The organism is uncultured Sphingomonas sp., assembly GCF_964237155.1.
Taxonomy (GTDB): Bacteria; Pseudomonadota; Alphaproteobacteria; order Sphingomonadales; family Sphingomonadaceae; genus Sphingomonas.
Map to the genome: position 1 here is coordinate 1 of NZ_CAXSHH010000059.1, position 15,430 is coordinate 15,430.

Consider the following 15,430-nt stretch of genomic DNA (forward strand, 5'->3'; position numbering starts at 1 on the left):
TGAAGGTCGCGATCACCTGGCTGACGATGCCGAAGCCCGGCAGGATCATGATGTATACTTCGGGGTGGCCGAAGAACCAGAACAGGTGCTGGTAAAGCACCGGGTCGCCGCCGCCCGCCGGATCGAAGAAGGTGGTGCCGAAATTGCGGTCGGTCAGGAGCATCGTGATCGCGGCCGCGAGGACCGGGAGCGCGAGGAGCAGGAGGAAGGCGGTGACGAGCACCGACCAGACGAACAGCGGCATCTTATGCAGCGTCATGCCCGGCGCGCGCATGTTGAAGATGGTGGTGATGAAGTTGATCGCGCCCAGGATCGAGCTGGCGCCCGCGATGTGGAGCGAGAGGATCGCCATGTCGACCGACGGCCCGGGCTGGCCGTAGGTGGAAAGCGTCGGGTAGACCGTCCAGCCAGTGCCCGCGCCGCCCGCGAAGGGGGAGGCGAGGAGCAGCGTGAATGCCGGGATGAGCAGCCAGAAGCTGACGTTGTTCATCCGCGGGAACGCCATGTCGGGCGCGCCGATCATGATGGGGACGAACCAGTTGCCGAAGCCGCCGATCATGGCGGGCATGACCATGAAGAACACCATGATCAGGCCGTGGGCGGTGATCAGCACGTTCCATAGGTGAAGCGACGCGTCGAGCGACCCGGTGCCGCCGTTCATCATGTTGGCCCAGCCGCCCAGATACTGGATGCCGGGATGCGCCAGCTCGGCGCGCATCAGCCCCGAGATCGCGCCGCCGATGATCCCCGCGACGATCGCGAAGATCAGGTAGAGCGTGCCGATGTCCTTGTGGTTGGTGGACATGAACCAGCGCGCGAAGAAGCCGGGTTTGTGGTCGGCGTCGCTGTGCGAATGGTCACGGGCGCGGTCGTCCGCCTGGAAGGCGAGACCGCCGGCTGGGAGGGCTGTGTCGGTCATGATCTAGAGTCCAGGGTTGCCGAGGCCGGGCTCGTTGCCGGTCGCCCGTTCCACTTTGGGTTGCACGCTGATGGTGGCGTTCTCGGTGGGCACGCCTTGGCCCTCCACGCCGTTCGAGGTGTCGTCGGCGACGTCCGACCCGACCTGCGGGATAACCTTGTTCGAGGCCTGGCCCGCGCGCGGCATGGTGCCGCCCTTGGCCGCGATCCAAGCCGCGAACTGCGCGGGCGGGACGGCCTGCACGGCGATCGGCATGAACGGATGGCGCGGACCGCACAGCTCGGAGCACTGGCCGAAATACAGGCCCGGCTTCTCGATGGTGAAGCTGGTCTCGTTCAGGCGGCCGGGGATGGCGTCGAGCTTCATCCAGAAGGCGGGCATCGCCCAGCTGTGGATGACGTCGTTGGAGGTGGTGATCAGCCGGATCGGCACGCCGACGGGAAGCACGATGCGGTTGTCGGTCGCAAGAAGGCGGGGACCGTCGGCGTCGGTGCGCGCGCGCTCGCCCGGGTTGGTCTCCTTGGCCTCCTTCAGCATGTTGGCCGTGACCTCGAACCCGCCGTGATCGGGGTACTGATAGGTCCAGTACCATTGGTTGCCGATCGCCTTCAGCGTCACCGCGCCCGACGGGGCGGGCTTGAACTGCGCCTGGAGGAGCCCGATCGACGGCACCGCGATCAGCACGAGCGCGACGACGGGAAGGAGCGTCCACAGCACCTCGATCGTGGTGTTGTGCGACGTCTTTGACGGGATCGGGTTGGCGGCGCGGCGATAGCGGATCACCACATAGACGATGAGCCCGAGCACCAGGATGCAGATCGCGGTGATGACGGGGAACAGGATGGAGTTATGCATCCACATCGCGAAGTCGCCGTTCTTGGTGACCTGGGGCTGGATGTCGTAACCCGCGGCCTTGGGCACGCCGATCGCGCGGTTCCCGTCGAACACGGGCGCGCCGTCCTGGGCGAGGAGCGGGCTGTCGGGCGCGGCGGGCGGGGTGGCCGACGCGGTGGTCGGGGCCGTGCTGGTCGAGCCGGCCGAATTGGCCGATTGCTGCCCGCCCGCCAGCGCGGGCGGCGCGACCGGGGCCGGCAGCGGCGCGGCGACGGGCGCGGCCGGCACGGTGGCCTGGCCCAGGCCGGCGACGGCGAGGCCGAGAGCCAGGCCGATGGCGGTGATCGCGGAGCGCATTGGCTTCATTCGAACCTTCTACACGATATGTCCGTGCCACCCATACAGCCGTGGCTTCCGGCTCCAATAAACTACCCGCGCCTATATGCGCCGGGGTCCCCGCCCGGCAAGCGGCCCACCCCGCAAAATTAACGTGTGATCACGTTGCGCGCGCCCTGTACCCTTCGTAGGGCACGTCGGGTGTCAGGAGCGCCCCCCGATATGACCGACGCGGACATCCTTGCCGAATTCCATGCCGCCGAGGCGTTGCTGGAGGGGCATTTCATACTATCGTCGGGGTTGCGTTCCTCCCGTTATCTCCAATGCGCGCGGGTGCTGATGGACCCGCGCCGCGCCGCGCGGCTGGCGGAGGCGTTGGCGGCGCGGTTGCCGGACGACGTGCGCGCGGGCGTGACCGGGGTGGTGTCTCCGGCGATGGGCGGCGTGATCGCGGGACACGAGATGGCGCGCGCGCTGGGCGTCGAGGCCATGTTCCTGGAACGGCCCGAGGGGACCTTCGAGCTACGGCGCGGGTTCCGGCTGGAGCGGGGGCGAAAGGTGCTGATGATGGAGGATGTGGTGACCACCGGCCTGTCGTCGCGCGAGGCGATCGCGGCGATCGCGCACGCTGGGGGCGAGACGCTGGCGGCGGCGGCTTTGGTCGACCGGTCGGGCGGAGCGGCCGATCTGGGCGTGCCGTTCCATCCGCTGATCCGGTTGGACGTGCCAAGCTACGCGCCGGACGCGCTGCCGCCCGAGTTGGCGGCGATCCCCGCGGTCAAGCCGGGAAGTCGGGCGGCGTTGGCAAGATGATGCCCGCGGACTATCATGGTCTCCATGAGGATGGAGGTCATGAAGAAGCCCGGACGCGTGCCGCGCTGGCGGCTCGTTGATCCGGACGGCCGAGCGGTTCCGATGGGACGGCCGGGCCGGGTCGCCTTGCCGCCGACGCGTTTCGGGAAGACCCTGCCGGGGATGGCCAGCGCCGCCGATCAGCATGTCGACGAACTCACCTTCATCGATCGTTTGCGCCACATAGGCTCCTTTATCGGTAGGCGGGATGACTGAGCACCTCCGGCTCGGCGTCAATATCGACCATGTCGCGACCGTGCGGAACGCGCGGGGGGCGGGGTATCCCGATCCGGTGCGCGCGGCGTTGCTGGCGGCGGAGGCGGGGGCGGACGGGATCACCGCCCATCTGCGCGAGGATCGGCGGCATATCACCGACGACGACATCGCGCGGTTGTCGGCCGAACTGACCATCCCGCTCAACCTGGAGATGGCGGCGACCGACGAGATGTTCGCGATCGCGATGCGCCATCGGCCGCATGCGGCGTGCTTCGTGCCGGAGAAGCGCGAGGAGCGGACGACCGAGGGCGGGCTGGACGCGGCGGGGCTGCATGACGTGCTGGCGCCGATGGTGGCGGAACTGGGCAGGTGCGAAGTGCGGGTGTCGCTGTTCGTCGAGCCGGAGGCGCGGCAGATCGAGGCGGCGCTCCGACTCGGCGCGCCGGTGATCGAGCTGCATACCGGGCGCTATGCCGAGCTGGAGGGCGAGGCGCGCGCCGAGGAGCTCAGGCGATTGGGCGACGCGGCGGCGCTGGCGACGAAGAACGGGATCGAGGTGCATGCGGGGCATGGGCTGACGTTCGACAATGTCGTGGCCGTAGCGGCCATCCCGCAGGTGAGGGAGCTCAATATCGGGCATTTCCTGGTGGGGGAGGCGTTGTTCGTCGGGCTTGGGGAGAGCGTCAGGCGGATGCGCGAGCTGATGGATGCTGCGCGGTGAGGGGCAATGCGCTTTCCTCCCTCGCGAAGCGGGGGAGGGGGATCATGCGAAGCATGGTGGAGGGGGCGAGCAACGCCGTCCGCGCGTGCACGCCCCCTCCACCACTCGCTTCGCGAGCGGTCCCCCTCCCCCGCTTCGCGAGGGAGGAGAGGTGCCCGTGATCATCGGGCTGGGATCGGACCTGTGCAATATCGAGCGGATCGCGAAGTCGCTCGAGCGGTTCGGGGAGCGGTTCGAGGCCCGGGTGTTCACCGACGTGGAGCGCGCGCGGGCGGATCGGCGGCCGTTCACCAGGGCGGGGACGCTCGCCAAGCGGTTCGCGGCCAAGGAGGCGTTCTCCAAGGCGGTGGGAACGGGGTTCAGGCAGGGCGTGTTCATGCGCGATATCGGGGTGGTGAACGTACCGGGCGGCGCGCCGACGCTGGCGCTCACGGGCGGGGCGCGGGCGAGGCTTGACGCGTTGACGCCCGACGGCCACTTCACGCGGGTGCATCTGACGCTGACCGACGATCACCCCTTCGCGCAGGCGTTCGTGGTGATCGAGGCCTTGCGGCCCGCTGGAACCAACGAATGAGCGACACGGCGATCGAGAGCAGGGCCGCTAGGCCGCCCGTGAAGCGCGGCACCGATTGGTGGGGCGAGATCAAGGGGATCGTGTGGTTGATCCTGATCGTGCTGGGCTTCCACAGCTTCGTCGCCAAGCCGTTCTACATCCCGTCGGAATCGATGCTGCCGGGGTTGCAGGTCGGCGACCGGCTGGTGGTGAGCAAGTTCGCTTACGGCTGGTCGTTCGTGTCGCCGACGATCCCGTCGCCCTCCGCGATCTTCCGGTCGCTGGTGCTGCGCCAGCCGGTCGACAGCTGGAGCGTGCCCGTGCCGTTCCGCGCCGGGCGGCTGCTGGGATCGCTGCCGACGCGCGGCGACGTGGTGATCGTGACCCCGCCGGGGACGCGCAACGATTATATCAAGCGGGTGATCGGGCTACCGGGCGACCGGCTGGAGGTGCGTGGGGGCGTCGTGTTCATCAACGACAAGCCGATCCGGCGGAGCGCGCCGCGCGACCGGCTGGTCCCCGTCGACGCGAACACGCCCTGCTCGCCGATGGAGTATCCGGGCGCGAAGGAGCGGCTGCCGTCCGGCGAGGAGGTGTGCCGCCTGCCGATCGTGCGCGAGACGCTGCCGAACGGGCGGAGCTACGACACGGTCGACCTGGAGCCCGACAGCATCGGCGACGATTATCGTCCCATCGTCATCCCCGCCGACCACGTGTTCCTGATGGGCGACAACCGCGACCGGTCGGCGGACAGCCGCTTCCCGCTCGCGCAGCTGGGGCTGGGGGGGGCGGTGCCGTACGAGAATATCGGCGGGCGGGCGGAGTTCGTGACCTTCTCGCTCGACGGGACGGCGTCGTGGAACCCGCTGACCTGGCCGGGATCGTTCCGCGGCGGACGCGCGGGCGAATCGCTCCATCCCGCCGAGACTCGGTGAGGGCGGGTGCTCACGCTCCATGACTATTGGCGGTCGTCGGCGGCCTACCGGGTGCGGATCGCGCTGAACCAGAAGAAGCTGACCTATGCGACGGTTCCGGTCGATCTCGTTGCGGGGGCGCAACGAACGGCGGAAAACCTGGGCGTGAACGCGCAAGGGTTCGTGCCGACCTTGGTGCTGGAGGACGGGACGGCGCTGACCCAGAGCCTGGCGATCCTGCAATGGCTCGACGAGACGTACCCGGAGCCGCGCTTCTGGCCCGTCGACCCCGCCGCGCGGGCGCGGGCGACCGCGATGGCGTTGGTGATCGTCGCCGACATCCACCCGATCGACAATCTGCGCGTGCTGAAGCGGATCGAGTCGCAGTTCGGGGCGGACGCGGACGCGAAGGCGGAGTGGTATCGGCACTGGGTGACCGAAGGGCTCGGCGCGCTGGAGGCGATGGCGGGGCCAGAGTCGCGGCCGTTCCTGGGCGGGGACGCGCCGGGGGTGGCGGATATCTGCCTGGTGCCGCAGCTTCATAACGCCCGGCGGTTCGAGGTGGACCTTGCACCCTATCCCCGGCTGCTCGCGGCGGATGCGGCGGCGACCGCGCTGCCCGCGTTCCAGGCGGCGAGCCCCGAGCGGGCGCGGCCCGGCTGAGCGGCGGGTGTCGCGGGACCGCCATAATCGTGGGCCATTGGGCGGCTGATGGATCCGAGGCAGGGCGAGGGACTGGAGCGGACGCGCGCGACGCCCGCGATGCCGCCCGTCGACGCGGCGGTGGCGATCGGCCTGGAGCCGTTGCGCGACGCCCGGCGGCGCTGGCCCGCTTGGGCGGGCGCGGCGCTGACGCTGCTGATGATCGCGGGGCTGGCGCGCGAGCTGCTGGGCGATGGGCTCGACGGGCTGACGCGGTCGGTGCCGGGGAGCCCGCTATTCTACGGCTTCTTCGCGCTGGCGTACCTGGCGCTGCCCGTCACCGATTACCTGATCTTCCGCCGCCTGTGGCGCATCCCCGCCGCCGGGCTGGCGGCGACGTTGAAGAAGCGCGTCGCGAACGAGATCCTGTTCTCCTATTCGGGCGAGGCGTATTTTTACAGCTGGGCGCGCGCCAACGCGCCGATGGTCGCGGCGCCGTTCGGGGCGGTGAAGGATGTGAGCATCCTGTCGGCGATGGCGGGCAACGCGGTCACGCTGGCGCTGATGGCGCTGTCGATCCCGCTCGGCGCGGCGTTGCTGCCGGCGGGCATGGAGGCGACGGCGGGCTGGTCGGCGGCGGTGCTGGTCGCGACCTCGCTGCCGTTCCTGTTGTTCCGCGGGCGCGTCTTCTCGCTCGACCGGCCCGCGCTGTGGTGGATATTCGGGGCGCATTGCGGGCGGCTGGTGGCGGGATCGCTGCTCCTCGCGCTCGCCTGGGAAGCGGCGCTGCCGGGGGCGTCGATGGCGATGTGGCTGTTCCTGGCGGCGGGGCGGCTGCTCGTGTCGCGGCTGCCGTTCGTGCCCAACAAGGACCTGCTGTTCGCGAACCTGGCGATCATGGTGCTGGGCGGGAACGGGCCCTTGTCCGAGCTGATGGCGTTCACCGCCGCGCTGACGCTGGTCGTCGATGCGGGGCTGCTGGCCGCGTTCGGGGTCGCGGCAATCGCGCGGCGGCGCACCGCGCGATGAGGATCGTCGACGTCAACGAGTTCTACTCGCCGACCGGCGGGGGCGTGCGGACCTATCTCGAGCGCAAGATGGGGCTGCTGGCGGAGATGGGGCACGAACTGATCGTGCTCGCGCCGGGCCGCGAGGACCGGACGGAGGAATGGCCCGGTGGCGGGCGGATCGAGTATCTGAAATCGCCCCGGCTGCCCTTCGACGCCAATTACGGGCTGTTCTGGGACGAGGCGGCGATGACGGCGGCGCTCGACCGGCTCGATCCGGACCTGGTGGAATGCTCGTCGCCGTGGCGGCCCGCCTGGTTCGTCGCGAACTGGGAAGGCCGGGCCGCGCGCGTGTTCTTCATGCACAACGACAACATGGCCGCGTACGCGCAGCGCTGGTTCGAGGATGTCGCGAGCGGGGAGCGGATCGAGCGGGCGTTCGGCTGGTACACGCGGTACATGGGGCGGTTCCTGGAGCGGTATGACGCGGTCGTCACCAACGGCCCCGCGCTGGAGAAGCGGCTGCGCGCGCGAGGCCTGCGCATCGATGCCGCCATGCCGCTGGGGATCGAGCGCGGGCATTTCTCGCCGGCCCTGCGCGACGAGGGGCTCAGGCGGGCGATGCTGGCGCAGTTGGGGCTGGGGCAGGACGGGCTGTTGCTGCTGGGAATGGGGCGGCACCATCCCGAGAAGCGCTGGCCGCTGGTGATCGACGCGGCCGAGCGGGCGGGGGCGACGATGCCGGTCGGGTTGATGCTGCTGGGGCATGGGAGCATGAGCCCCAAGCTGGAGCGGCGGGTGGCGGGATCGCCGCACATCCGGCTGTTCCGGCCGGTCTATGACCGCGAGCGGCTGGCGCGGATCATGGCGAGCTGCGACGCGCTGATCCACGGGGCGGAGGGCGAGCCGTTCGGGCTGGTCGCGTCGGAGGCGATGGCGTCGGGCCTGCCGCTGATCGCGCCCGCCAGCGGCGGGTGCGCGGAGGTGGCGGACGCCCATGCGTCCGAGCTGTACGAGCCGCGCGACGCGGCTTCCGCGGCGGCGGCGATCGGGCGATTGTTCGCGCGCGATCGCGCCATGCTGCGCCGCGCGGCCGTGACCGCGGCGGGGCGCGTGCGGTCGGACCGCGAGCATGCGGCCGAACTCATGGACTATTACGAGGGGCTGGTCGCTGCCAAGGCGGGGGCGGGGCGGGCGGCCGTCAGGAAATAGTCGAGCTCGGTCGAGGCGGAAAGCTCGAAGCCGTGCGCCAGCGAGAAGGCGAGGCCGGTCAGATCGCGCACCTCCAGCCCGGACGCCTCGATCAGCCGCGTGAGCTGGTCGGGGGTCAGGAACCGCTCCCAGTCATGAGTGCCGCGCGGGATGACGCTCGAGCCCTCCGCGACCGTAATCATCGCCATACGCGATAGCGGCGTGCGGTTGGGGGTGGAGAGGATCAACAGCCCGCCCTCCGCCAGCGCGCGCGCCAGGCCGCGCACGAAGGCGGGCTGGTCGGCCACATGCTCGATGACTTCGAGGCTGAGAACGAGGTCGAACCGTTCGCCCGCCAGCGTCTCGATCCCGCCCGCTCGGTAGTCGATCGCGAGGCCGGCGGCTTCGGCGTGGATGCGGGCGGCGGCGATCACCTCCGGGGCGGCGTCGATGCCGGTGACGGTCGCGCCGAGCCGTGCGAGCGGTTCGGCGAGGAGCCCCGCGCCGCAGCCGACATCGAGGACGCGCTTTCCGCCAAGCGGGGTGAAGGAGTGCGGATCGCCGTTCCAATGCGCGTCCACCCGAGCACGGATATGGCGCAGGCGGGGCGGGTTCAGCTTGTGGAGCATCGCCGAGGTGCCGCGCGGGTTCCACCAATCGGCGGCGAGGCGGCCGAAATGCTCGGCCTCGGCCGCGCGGATCGTTCCCCGTTCGCCAAGGCCGTCACTTGCAACGCTCATGCCGCGTCCCCTATCAGGGCCGCTTGCCGCACCCAAGGGGGACGTATCGGGCGATGGCGCGGATCGTGATGAAGTTCGGGGGCACGTCGATGGCGGGGACGGAGCGCATCCGCTCGGTCGCAGCGCGCGTGAAGCGCGAGCGCGAGCGGGGGCATGAGATCGCGGTCGTCGTGTCGGCGATGGCGGGCGAGACCGACCGGCTGGTCGGCTTCTGCCGTGAGGCGTCGTCGCTCTATGATCCGCGCGAATACGACGTCGTCGTCGCGGCGGGCGAGCAGGTGACGAGCGGGCTGCTGGCGATCGCGCTTCAGGCGGCGGGGGTGCCCGCGCGGAGCTGGCTGGGGTGGCAGCTGCCGATCCGCACGTCGTCTGCCCATGCCTCGGCGAGGATCGAAGAGGTGGATATGGGCGCGCTCGAGGCGGCGCTCGGGCGGGGCGAGGTGGCGGTGATCCCGGGGTTCCAGGGCGTGAGCGAGGACGGGTCGGTCACGACGCTCGGGCGCGGCGGGTCCGACACGTCGGCGGTCGCGGTGGCGGCGGCGATGCGCGCGGAGCGGTGCGACATCTATACGGACGTCGACGGCGTCTACACCACCGACCCGCGCATCGTGCCGCGCGCGCGCAAGCTGTCGCGCGTGACTTACGAGGAGATGCTGGAGCTGGCGAGCGTCGGGGCCAAGGTGCTCCAGACGCGATCGGTCGGGCTGGCGATGAAGGAAGGCGTGCGGGTGCGCGTGCTGTCGTCGTTCGAGGACGCGGACGACGGGGAGCACCGGGGCACGTTGATCGTGGGCGAGGAGGAAGTGGACGAGATGGAACGACGCGTCATCACCGGCATCGCGCATGACAAGAACGAGGCGAAGATCACGCTGACGGCGGTGCCCGACAAGCCGGGCGCGGTGGCGGCGATCTTCGGGCCGCTGGCGGATGGAGGGATCAACGTCGACATGATCGTCCAGAACGTGGCGCACTCGGCGGGATCGACCGACGTGACCTTCACCGTCCCCGCCGCCGACCTGCCCCGATCGATCGAGACGCTGGGCGCGGCGCGGGAGCTGATCGGGTATGAGCGGCTGGTCCACGACACGCGGGTGGCCAAGATTTCGGTGGTGGGGGTGGGGATGCGGAGCCACGCGGGCGTGGCGTCGACCATGTTCCGGACGCTCGGCGATCGGGGCATCAACATCCAGGCGATCACGACGAGCGAGATCAAGGTCAGCGTGCTGATCGAGGAGGACTATACCGAGCTGGCGGTGCGCGTGCTGCACACGGCGTATGGGTTGGATGCTGAGTAACCCTCTCCCGCTTTCGCGGGAGAGGGACAGGCGCGTAAGCGCCAGGGTGAGGGCCGGACCTTTCCCGGGACAGGTCCGGCCCTCACCCTCGCCGCGCTTCGCGCGTCTTTCCCTCTCCCGCGAAGGCGGGAGAGGGTTGCTGAAGGGTGATCTTCCCTTTCGCTAGGCTTGTGCCATCCTTTCCGCATGCGACCGCCCAACCCCCGCGTCAGCCCGCACGCTTCGCGCCTCCGCCGCGAGCGGACCAAGGTCGAGGAGCGATTCTGGCAGCGCGTGCGTGATCGGCGGCTGGACGGGTACAAGTTCCGCTTCCAGTCCACGGTCGGGCCGTTCGTCGCGGATTTCCTGTGCGTCGACGCCAAGCTGATCGTTGAGCTCGACGGGAGCCAGCATAACGAGATCGTCGATGCGAGGCGGACGGCGTATCTGGAGCGGTGCGGTTATCGGGTGCTGCGTTTTTGGAACAACGATGTGAGCCAGAACATGGACGGCGTGCTTACGGTCGTCCTCGATGCGCTGCGTTCGCGCGCTCCCTGGGAGAGCGAGGGGTAGGCTGCTTACTCGACCCTCTCCCGCCTTCGCGGGAGAGGGAAAGACGCGCGAAGCGCGGCGAGGGTGAGGGGCGGGCCTGTCCGGGGTGAGGTCCGCCCCTCACCCTGGCGCTGACGCGCCTGTCCCTCTCCCGCGAAGGCGGGAGAGGGTTTGGGGGCGGGCTTCGCTTGCGGGGGTGGGGTGGCGAGGGCTACGCGGTCCGCATGACCGACACCCTCGCCCACCCGCCCGTCACCTCCACCGGCCGCGAGCGGCTTGCGCGCCGCATGTCGCGCGGCGCGACTTTCCTTGGGTGCGAGTACGCCGTCATGGGCGGGGCGATGTCCTGGGTTTCGGAGCGGAACCTGGTGGCGGCGCTGTCCAACGCGGGGGCGTTCGGGGTGTTGGCGTGCGGGGCGATGACGCCGGAGCTGCTCGATCGGGAGATCGCGGCGACGCTGGGACTGACGGACAGGCCGTTCGGGGTGAATTTGATCACCATGCATCCGCAGCTGATGGACCTCATCGCCGTGTGCGGGCGGCACCGGGTCGGGCATGTGGTGCTGGCGGGAGGGCTGCCGCCCACCCGTTCGCTCGACGCGATCAAGGCGACGGGGGCCAAGGTGGTGTGCTTCGCGCCCGCGCTCAGCCTGGCGAAGAAGCTGATTCGGTCGGGGGTGGACGCGCTGGTGATCGAGGGGATGGAGGCCGGGGGGCATATCGGGCCGGTGTCGACCAGCGTGCTGGCGCAGGAGATGCTGCCCGTCATCGCCGAGCAGCTTCCGGTGTTCGTCGCGGGCGGGATCGGGCGGGGGGAGGCGATCGCGGGGTACCTGGATATGGGCGCGGCGGGGGTGCAGCTGGGCACCAAATTCGTGTGCGCGACCGAGTCGATCGCTCACCCGAAATTCAAGGGCGCGTTCATCCGGGCGTCGGCGCGCGACGCGGTGGCATCGGTGCAGCTCGATCCGCGGCTGCCCGTCATCCCGGTGCGTGCGCTGAAGAACGCGGGGGGCGAGCTGTTCACCGCCAAGCAGCGCGAGGTGGCCGGGCGGCTCGACGCCGATAAGAATGGGGAGGCGGTGCTGATGGCGGAGGCTCAGCTGGAGATCGAGCATTATTGGGCGGGCGCGCTCCGCCGCGCGGTGATCGACGGCGATATCGAGCACGGGTCGGTGATGGCGGGGCAGTCGGTCGGGATGGTGACCCGCGAGGAGCCCGCGGCGGCGATCATCGCCGAGCTGATCGACGAGGCGGCGCATGCGTTCGACCGGCGGGCGGGGCATTAAGCAGGTTCGTTCACGTCGATGATGTTCCGGTGGCGTGTGGAAGACATCGAAACATCGGACGTTTAAATATCGAGGTTAACGATCGATATCGCGACAATAGTTGAACTGTACCGAATCCGAACAGGTCAACGTCCTTTCGCTTGTAGCCTTAACGCGGTTCGCCCTCTTATCTCCGTTTCGAGCCGCAACCGGTCTTGTCGATCGCGGCGGATACTGTCGGTGGACTCGCCGACTCATGCGAACGGGGAACGACATCATGCGCAACACTCTAATGACGGCCGGTATCCTGGCGACGCTCGCTCTTGCGGCGCCCGCGAGCGCGGCGACCGTGATCCTGACCGGCAACTCGGCGACGAGCGGCGGCTTCGGCAATTCCTACACCACCAGCGTCGGCGGCGTCGGCGTGCGCGCGAGCGCGTGGTCCGGTACGACCGCGATCGCCACGCCCGAACAGGTCTATCTGGGCGTCTATTCGTCGGGGCTGGGCGTCACCAACCGCAACGAGGGAAACGGGGCGGCGAACAACTCGCACGTCACGGACAATGTCGGCAGCTTCGATTTCGTGGCGCTGACCTTTTCGCGGGCGGTCACCCTGACCGGGATCACGCGCAACGGCTTCTCGGTGAACGGCGGCGCGTCCACGGACACGGACGCATGGATCAGCTACGGCGAGTTCGACCCGGCGGCGAGCGTCGCGGCGCAGTTCACCGGCTTCGCGGCTCGCGGCTTCGAGGTCGCGAGCGGCCAGGGCTTCAGCACCGCCGCCTCGGCCACCACTTGGCTGGTCGGCGCGTCGCGGCTGGCGAACGACCGCGATGACGGTTTCAAGCTGGGCGCGGTAAGCTTCAACGTGGCCGCGGTGCCCGAGCCCGCCGCCTGGCTGTCGATGATCCTGGGCTTCGGCATGGTCGGCGGCGTGCTGCGCCGTCGTCCGCGCGTGAACTTCGCGGTCGCCTGAACCGGACCCGCCGTCGCCGCGATGGCGACGGCGGGACGTTTCCGGACCCCCGGGCGGCACCGCCCGCATCCTTGCGCGTTCGGTCATCGGGACTCGAGCGCGCAAGGATTACGTGATGATCAAGGCACATGGCTACGCGGCCAAGCATTCCTTCAGCAAGCTGAAGCCGATCGGGTTTGAGCGCGAGGAGCCGGGCCTGGGCGAGGTCGAGATCGCGGTGATGTTCTGCGGCGTGTGCCATTCGGACGTCCATCAGGTCAGGAACGAGTGGGGCAACAGCGTCTATCCGTGCATGCCCGGGCACGAGATCGTCGGGCGGGTGACGCGGGCGGGCGGCGACCGATCGAAGTTCGCGGCGGGCGATCTGGTCGGGGTCGGCTGCATGATCGATTCCTGCCGGGAATGCGCGCCCTGCACGGGCGGCGAGGAGCAATATTGCGAGGGGCCGAACTCGTGGCTCGCCACTTATAACGGGCCGATGAAGCCGGCGGCGATGGCGGGCGGGACGAACGCGTACGGCCGCGACAACACCTATGGTGGCTATTCGGACGTGCTGGTCGCGCGCGAGGAGTTCGTGCTGCGCATCCCCGACAAGCTGTCGCCGAAGGCGGCCGCGCCGATCCTGTGCGCGGGCGTGACGACCTGGTCGCCGATGAAACGCTGGGGCGTGAAGGCGGGGGACCGGGTGGGCGTGATCGGCTTCGGCGGCCTGGGCGACATGGCGGTCAAGCTCGCCCGCGCGCTGGGGGCGGAAGTGTACGTGTTCACGACCACCACCGAAAAGGTCGCGGACGCCGGGAAGCTGGGCGCGACGGGCGTGGTCGAGGGCGACGCCGAGGCGTACGCCAAGCTGGGGAACAGTTTCGACCTGCTGCTGTCGACGGTGCCCGAGAAGCACAAGGTCGATCCGTTCGTGCCGCTATTGAAGCGCGACCGGGCCTTCGTGGCGGTGGGCGCGCTGGAGCAGATGTCGGGATATGACAACAGCGAACTGGCCAAGCATCGCAAAAGCCTGGCGGGATCGCTGATCGGGTCGATCGCGGAAACGCAGGAGGTGCTCGATTTCTGTGCGGAGCACGGGATAGCGCCCGAGGTCCAGGTGATCCCGATACAGGAGGTCAACCGGGCCTATAAGAAGATCGAGCGCGGCGAGGTGCGGTATCGGTACGTGATCGACATGGCGTCGCTCGCGGCGGAGGTCGCGGACGCATAGCCCGGTACGCGCGTCGGGTCGGGCGGCTGGCGGGTTGCGCGCGCGTACGCGTCCTCTACACCGCCCGGCGATGGTCGATGACGACCGTGACCAGCCCGCCGGGGAGCCCGTGACTTGAATCCGTTCTTCGAGACCGACGCGGCGACCTTGTCGCCCGTGGCGTTGTTCCTCCAGGCCGATTTCGTGGTGAAGGCGGTGATGCTGGGGCTGCTGGCGGCGAGCGTGTGGACCTGGGCGATCATCATCGCCTTTTCCCGGCGGGTGCGGCGGGTGCGGCGGGGGATGGCGACGTTCGAGCGGGACTTCCTGGCGGCCGACGACATCGACGCCTTCTACAAGACCCATGGGCAGAGCGCGTTGCCGTCGGCGCGCGTGTTCGCGGCGGGGGTGGGCGAGTGGCGGCGGTCGACCGCGACCTCGCCAATCGACAAGGGTGGCACGCGCGAACGGCTGGCCACCGCGATGGGCGCGGCGGCGGGGGCGGAGGTGGACCGGTTGTCGGACCGGTTGAACATCCTGGCCACGGTGAGTTCGGCCGCGCCGTTCGTGGGGCTGTTCGGGACGGTGTGGGGGATCATGCGCGCGTTCACCGCGATCGCCAGCGCGCAGAACACGTCGCTGGCCGTGGTCGCGCCCGGCATCGCCGAGGCGCTATTCGCGACCGCGATCGGGCTGTTCGCGGCGATCCCCGCGCTGATCGCATATAACCGGTTCAGCCACCGGGTGAACGGCGTCGAGGCGGCGCTTCACCGCTTCGCCGACGGGTTCCACGCGACGCTGAGCCATCAGCTGGACGGGGCGCGCTAGGCCGTGGGCGGCAATTTGCCGTCGCGGGCCGGGCGGGGACGGCGCGCGCCGATGGCGGAGATCAACGTCACGCCGCTGGTCGACGTGATGCTGGTGCTGCTGATCATCTTCATGGTGACCGCGCCGCTGCTGACCGCGGGCGTGCCCGTCAACCTGCCCGATAGCCGCGCCAAGCCGCTGGAGGCGGAGGAGAAGCCGGTCCGGATCTCGATCGACCGCGCGGGCACGCTGTTCGTCGACGATACCGAGCTGGCGGAGGGCGACCTGCCCGCGCGGTTGGAGCGGATCGCGAGCGCCGGCGCTGACGTGGGTGGGGCGGCCAAGCCGCCGCAGGTGTTCCTGCGCGCGGACCGGGGGCTCGATTACGGGCGGGTGATGCGCGTGATGGGCGAGCTGAACCGCGCGGGGCTGA

18 protein-coding genes are annotated in these 15,430 nt (G+C 69.7%); 15 read left to right on the forward strand and 3 right to left on the reverse strand.

Translation table 11 applies throughout. From position 1 onward, the window contains the following. Both ACFE71_RS11850 and coxB read right to left on the reverse strand, forming a co-directional pair. On the reverse strand, window positions 1-919 hold a 919-nt coding region (locus ACFE71_RS11850), incomplete at its 3' end, for a cbb3-type cytochrome c oxidase subunit I (RefSeq protein ID WP_375428995.1). A 3-nt stretch (window positions 920-922) separates the two neighbouring features. Beyond that, a complete protein-coding gene (coxB, locus tag ACFE71_RS11855; protein WP_375428996.1) occupies window positions 923-2,119 on the reverse strand; it encodes a cytochrome c oxidase subunit II in 1,197 nt (398 codons plus the stop codon). A gap of 192 nt (window positions 2,120-2,311) precedes the next feature. On the opposite strand from coxB, the gene pyrE reads away from it, so the two are divergent. The 8 genes from pyrE (at window position 2,312) to ACFE71_RS11895 (ending at window position 8,206) form a co-directional block, all read left to right on the forward strand. Continuing rightward, window positions 2,312-2,902: an orotate phosphoribosyltransferase gene (gene pyrE / locus ACFE71_RS11860; RefSeq protein WP_375428997.1), complete on the forward strand. Its 591-nt coding sequence runs from the start codon at window positions 2,312-2,314 to the stop codon at window positions 2,900-2,902. A 39-nt stretch (window positions 2,903-2,941) separates the two neighbouring features. Then, window positions 2,942-3,157, forward strand: a complete 216-nt coding sequence (locus ACFE71_RS11865; RefSeq protein WP_375428998.1) for a hypothetical protein — start codon at window positions 2,942-2,944, stop codon at window positions 3,155-3,157. Further along, on the forward strand, window positions 3,150-3,878 hold the full coding sequence (locus ACFE71_RS11870) for a pyridoxine 5'-phosphate synthase (protein ID WP_375428999.1): 729 nt from the start codon (window positions 3,150-3,152) through the stop codon (window positions 3,876-3,878). The genes ACFE71_RS11865 and ACFE71_RS11870 overlap by 8 nt, the downstream gene beginning before the upstream one ends. A gap of 157 nt (window positions 3,879-4,035) precedes the next feature. Further along, window positions 4,036-4,452 carry a holo-ACP synthase gene (acpS, locus tag ACFE71_RS11875; protein WP_375429011.1) on the forward strand — a complete coding sequence of 139 codons (417 nt, stop codon included), beginning with the start codon at window positions 4,036-4,038 and terminating at the stop codon, window positions 4,450-4,452. Beyond that, window positions 4,449-5,366 (forward strand): signal peptidase I, encoded by a 918-nt coding sequence (gene lepB, locus ACFE71_RS11880; RefSeq protein WP_375429000.1) that lies wholly within the window; start codon window positions 4,449-4,451, stop codon window positions 5,364-5,366. The genes acpS and lepB overlap by 4 nt, the downstream gene beginning before the upstream one ends. 6 nt (window positions 5,367-5,372) lie before the next feature. Continuing rightward, window positions 5,373-6,008 carry a maleylacetoacetate isomerase gene (gene maiA, locus ACFE71_RS11885; protein WP_375429001.1) on the forward strand — a complete coding sequence of 212 codons (636 nt, stop codon included), beginning with the start codon at window positions 5,373-5,375 and terminating at the stop codon, window positions 6,006-6,008. A gap of 48 nt (window positions 6,009-6,056) precedes the next feature. Further along, window positions 6,057-7,016, forward strand: a complete 960-nt coding sequence (locus ACFE71_RS11890; protein ID WP_375429002.1) for a hypothetical protein — start codon at window positions 6,057-6,059, stop codon at window positions 7,014-7,016. Further along, on the forward strand, window positions 7,013-8,206 hold the full coding sequence (locus tag ACFE71_RS11895; protein ID WP_375429003.1) for a glycosyltransferase: 1,194 nt from the start codon (window positions 7,013-7,015) through the stop codon (window positions 8,204-8,206). The genes ACFE71_RS11890 and ACFE71_RS11895 overlap by 4 nt, the downstream gene beginning before the upstream one ends. On the opposite strand, the gene ubiG is transcribed toward ACFE71_RS11895, so the two are convergent. Next, the gene (gene ubiG, locus ACFE71_RS11900; RefSeq protein ID WP_375429004.1) at window positions 8,149-8,925 is read right to left on the reverse strand and encodes a bifunctional 2-polyprenyl-6-hydroxyphenol methylase/3-demethylubiquinol 3-O-methyltransferase UbiG; all 777 of its coding nucleotides are present in this window, start codon (window positions 8,923-8,925) and stop codon (window positions 8,149-8,151) included. The two genes, ACFE71_RS11895 and ubiG, sit on opposite strands and share 58 nt — an antisense overlap. A 53-nt stretch (window positions 8,926-8,978) precedes the next feature. Here ubiG and ACFE71_RS11905 point away from each other — a divergent pair, with 53 nt between their 5' ends. The 7 genes from ACFE71_RS11905 to ACFE71_RS11935 form a co-directional block, all read left to right on the forward strand. After that, window positions 8,979-10,220 (forward strand): aspartate kinase, encoded by a 1,242-nt coding sequence (locus ACFE71_RS11905; RefSeq protein WP_375429005.1) that lies wholly within the window; start codon window positions 8,979-8,981, stop codon window positions 10,218-10,220. 186 nt (window positions 10,221-10,406) lie between these two features. Beyond that, complete coding sequence (locus ACFE71_RS11910; protein WP_375429006.1) at window positions 10,407-10,772, forward strand: endonuclease domain-containing protein; 366 nt, start codon at window positions 10,407-10,409, stop codon at window positions 10,770-10,772. Window positions 10,773-11,038: 266 nt separating this feature from the next. Continuing rightward, window positions 11,039-12,040 (forward strand): NAD(P)H-dependent flavin oxidoreductase, encoded by a 1,002-nt coding sequence (locus ACFE71_RS11915; RefSeq protein WP_375429012.1) that lies wholly within the window; start codon window positions 11,039-11,041, stop codon window positions 12,038-12,040. A gap of 256 nt (window positions 12,041-12,296) precedes the next feature. Further along, the gene (locus ACFE71_RS11920; RefSeq protein ID WP_375429007.1) at window positions 12,297-12,998 is read left to right on the forward strand and encodes a PEPxxWA-CTERM sorting domain-containing protein; all 702 of its coding nucleotides are present in this window, start codon (window positions 12,297-12,299) and stop codon (window positions 12,996-12,998) included. Between the two features lie 115 nt (window positions 12,999-13,113). Continuing rightward, window positions 13,114-14,211, forward strand: a complete 1,098-nt coding sequence (locus ACFE71_RS11925) for an NAD(P)-dependent alcohol dehydrogenase (RefSeq protein ID WP_375429008.1) — start codon at window positions 13,114-13,116, stop codon at window positions 14,209-14,211. Between the two features lie 114 nt (window positions 14,212-14,325). Beyond that, window positions 14,326-15,018 (forward strand): protein TolQ, encoded by a 693-nt coding sequence (gene tolQ / locus ACFE71_RS11930; RefSeq protein WP_375429009.1) that lies wholly within the window; start codon window positions 14,326-14,328, stop codon window positions 15,016-15,018. A 3-nt stretch (window positions 15,019-15,021) separates the two neighbouring features. Beyond that, window positions 15,022-15,430 (forward strand): ExbD/TolR family protein (locus ACFE71_RS11935; RefSeq protein ID WP_375429010.1); only part of this gene is annotated, 409 nt, incomplete at its 3' end.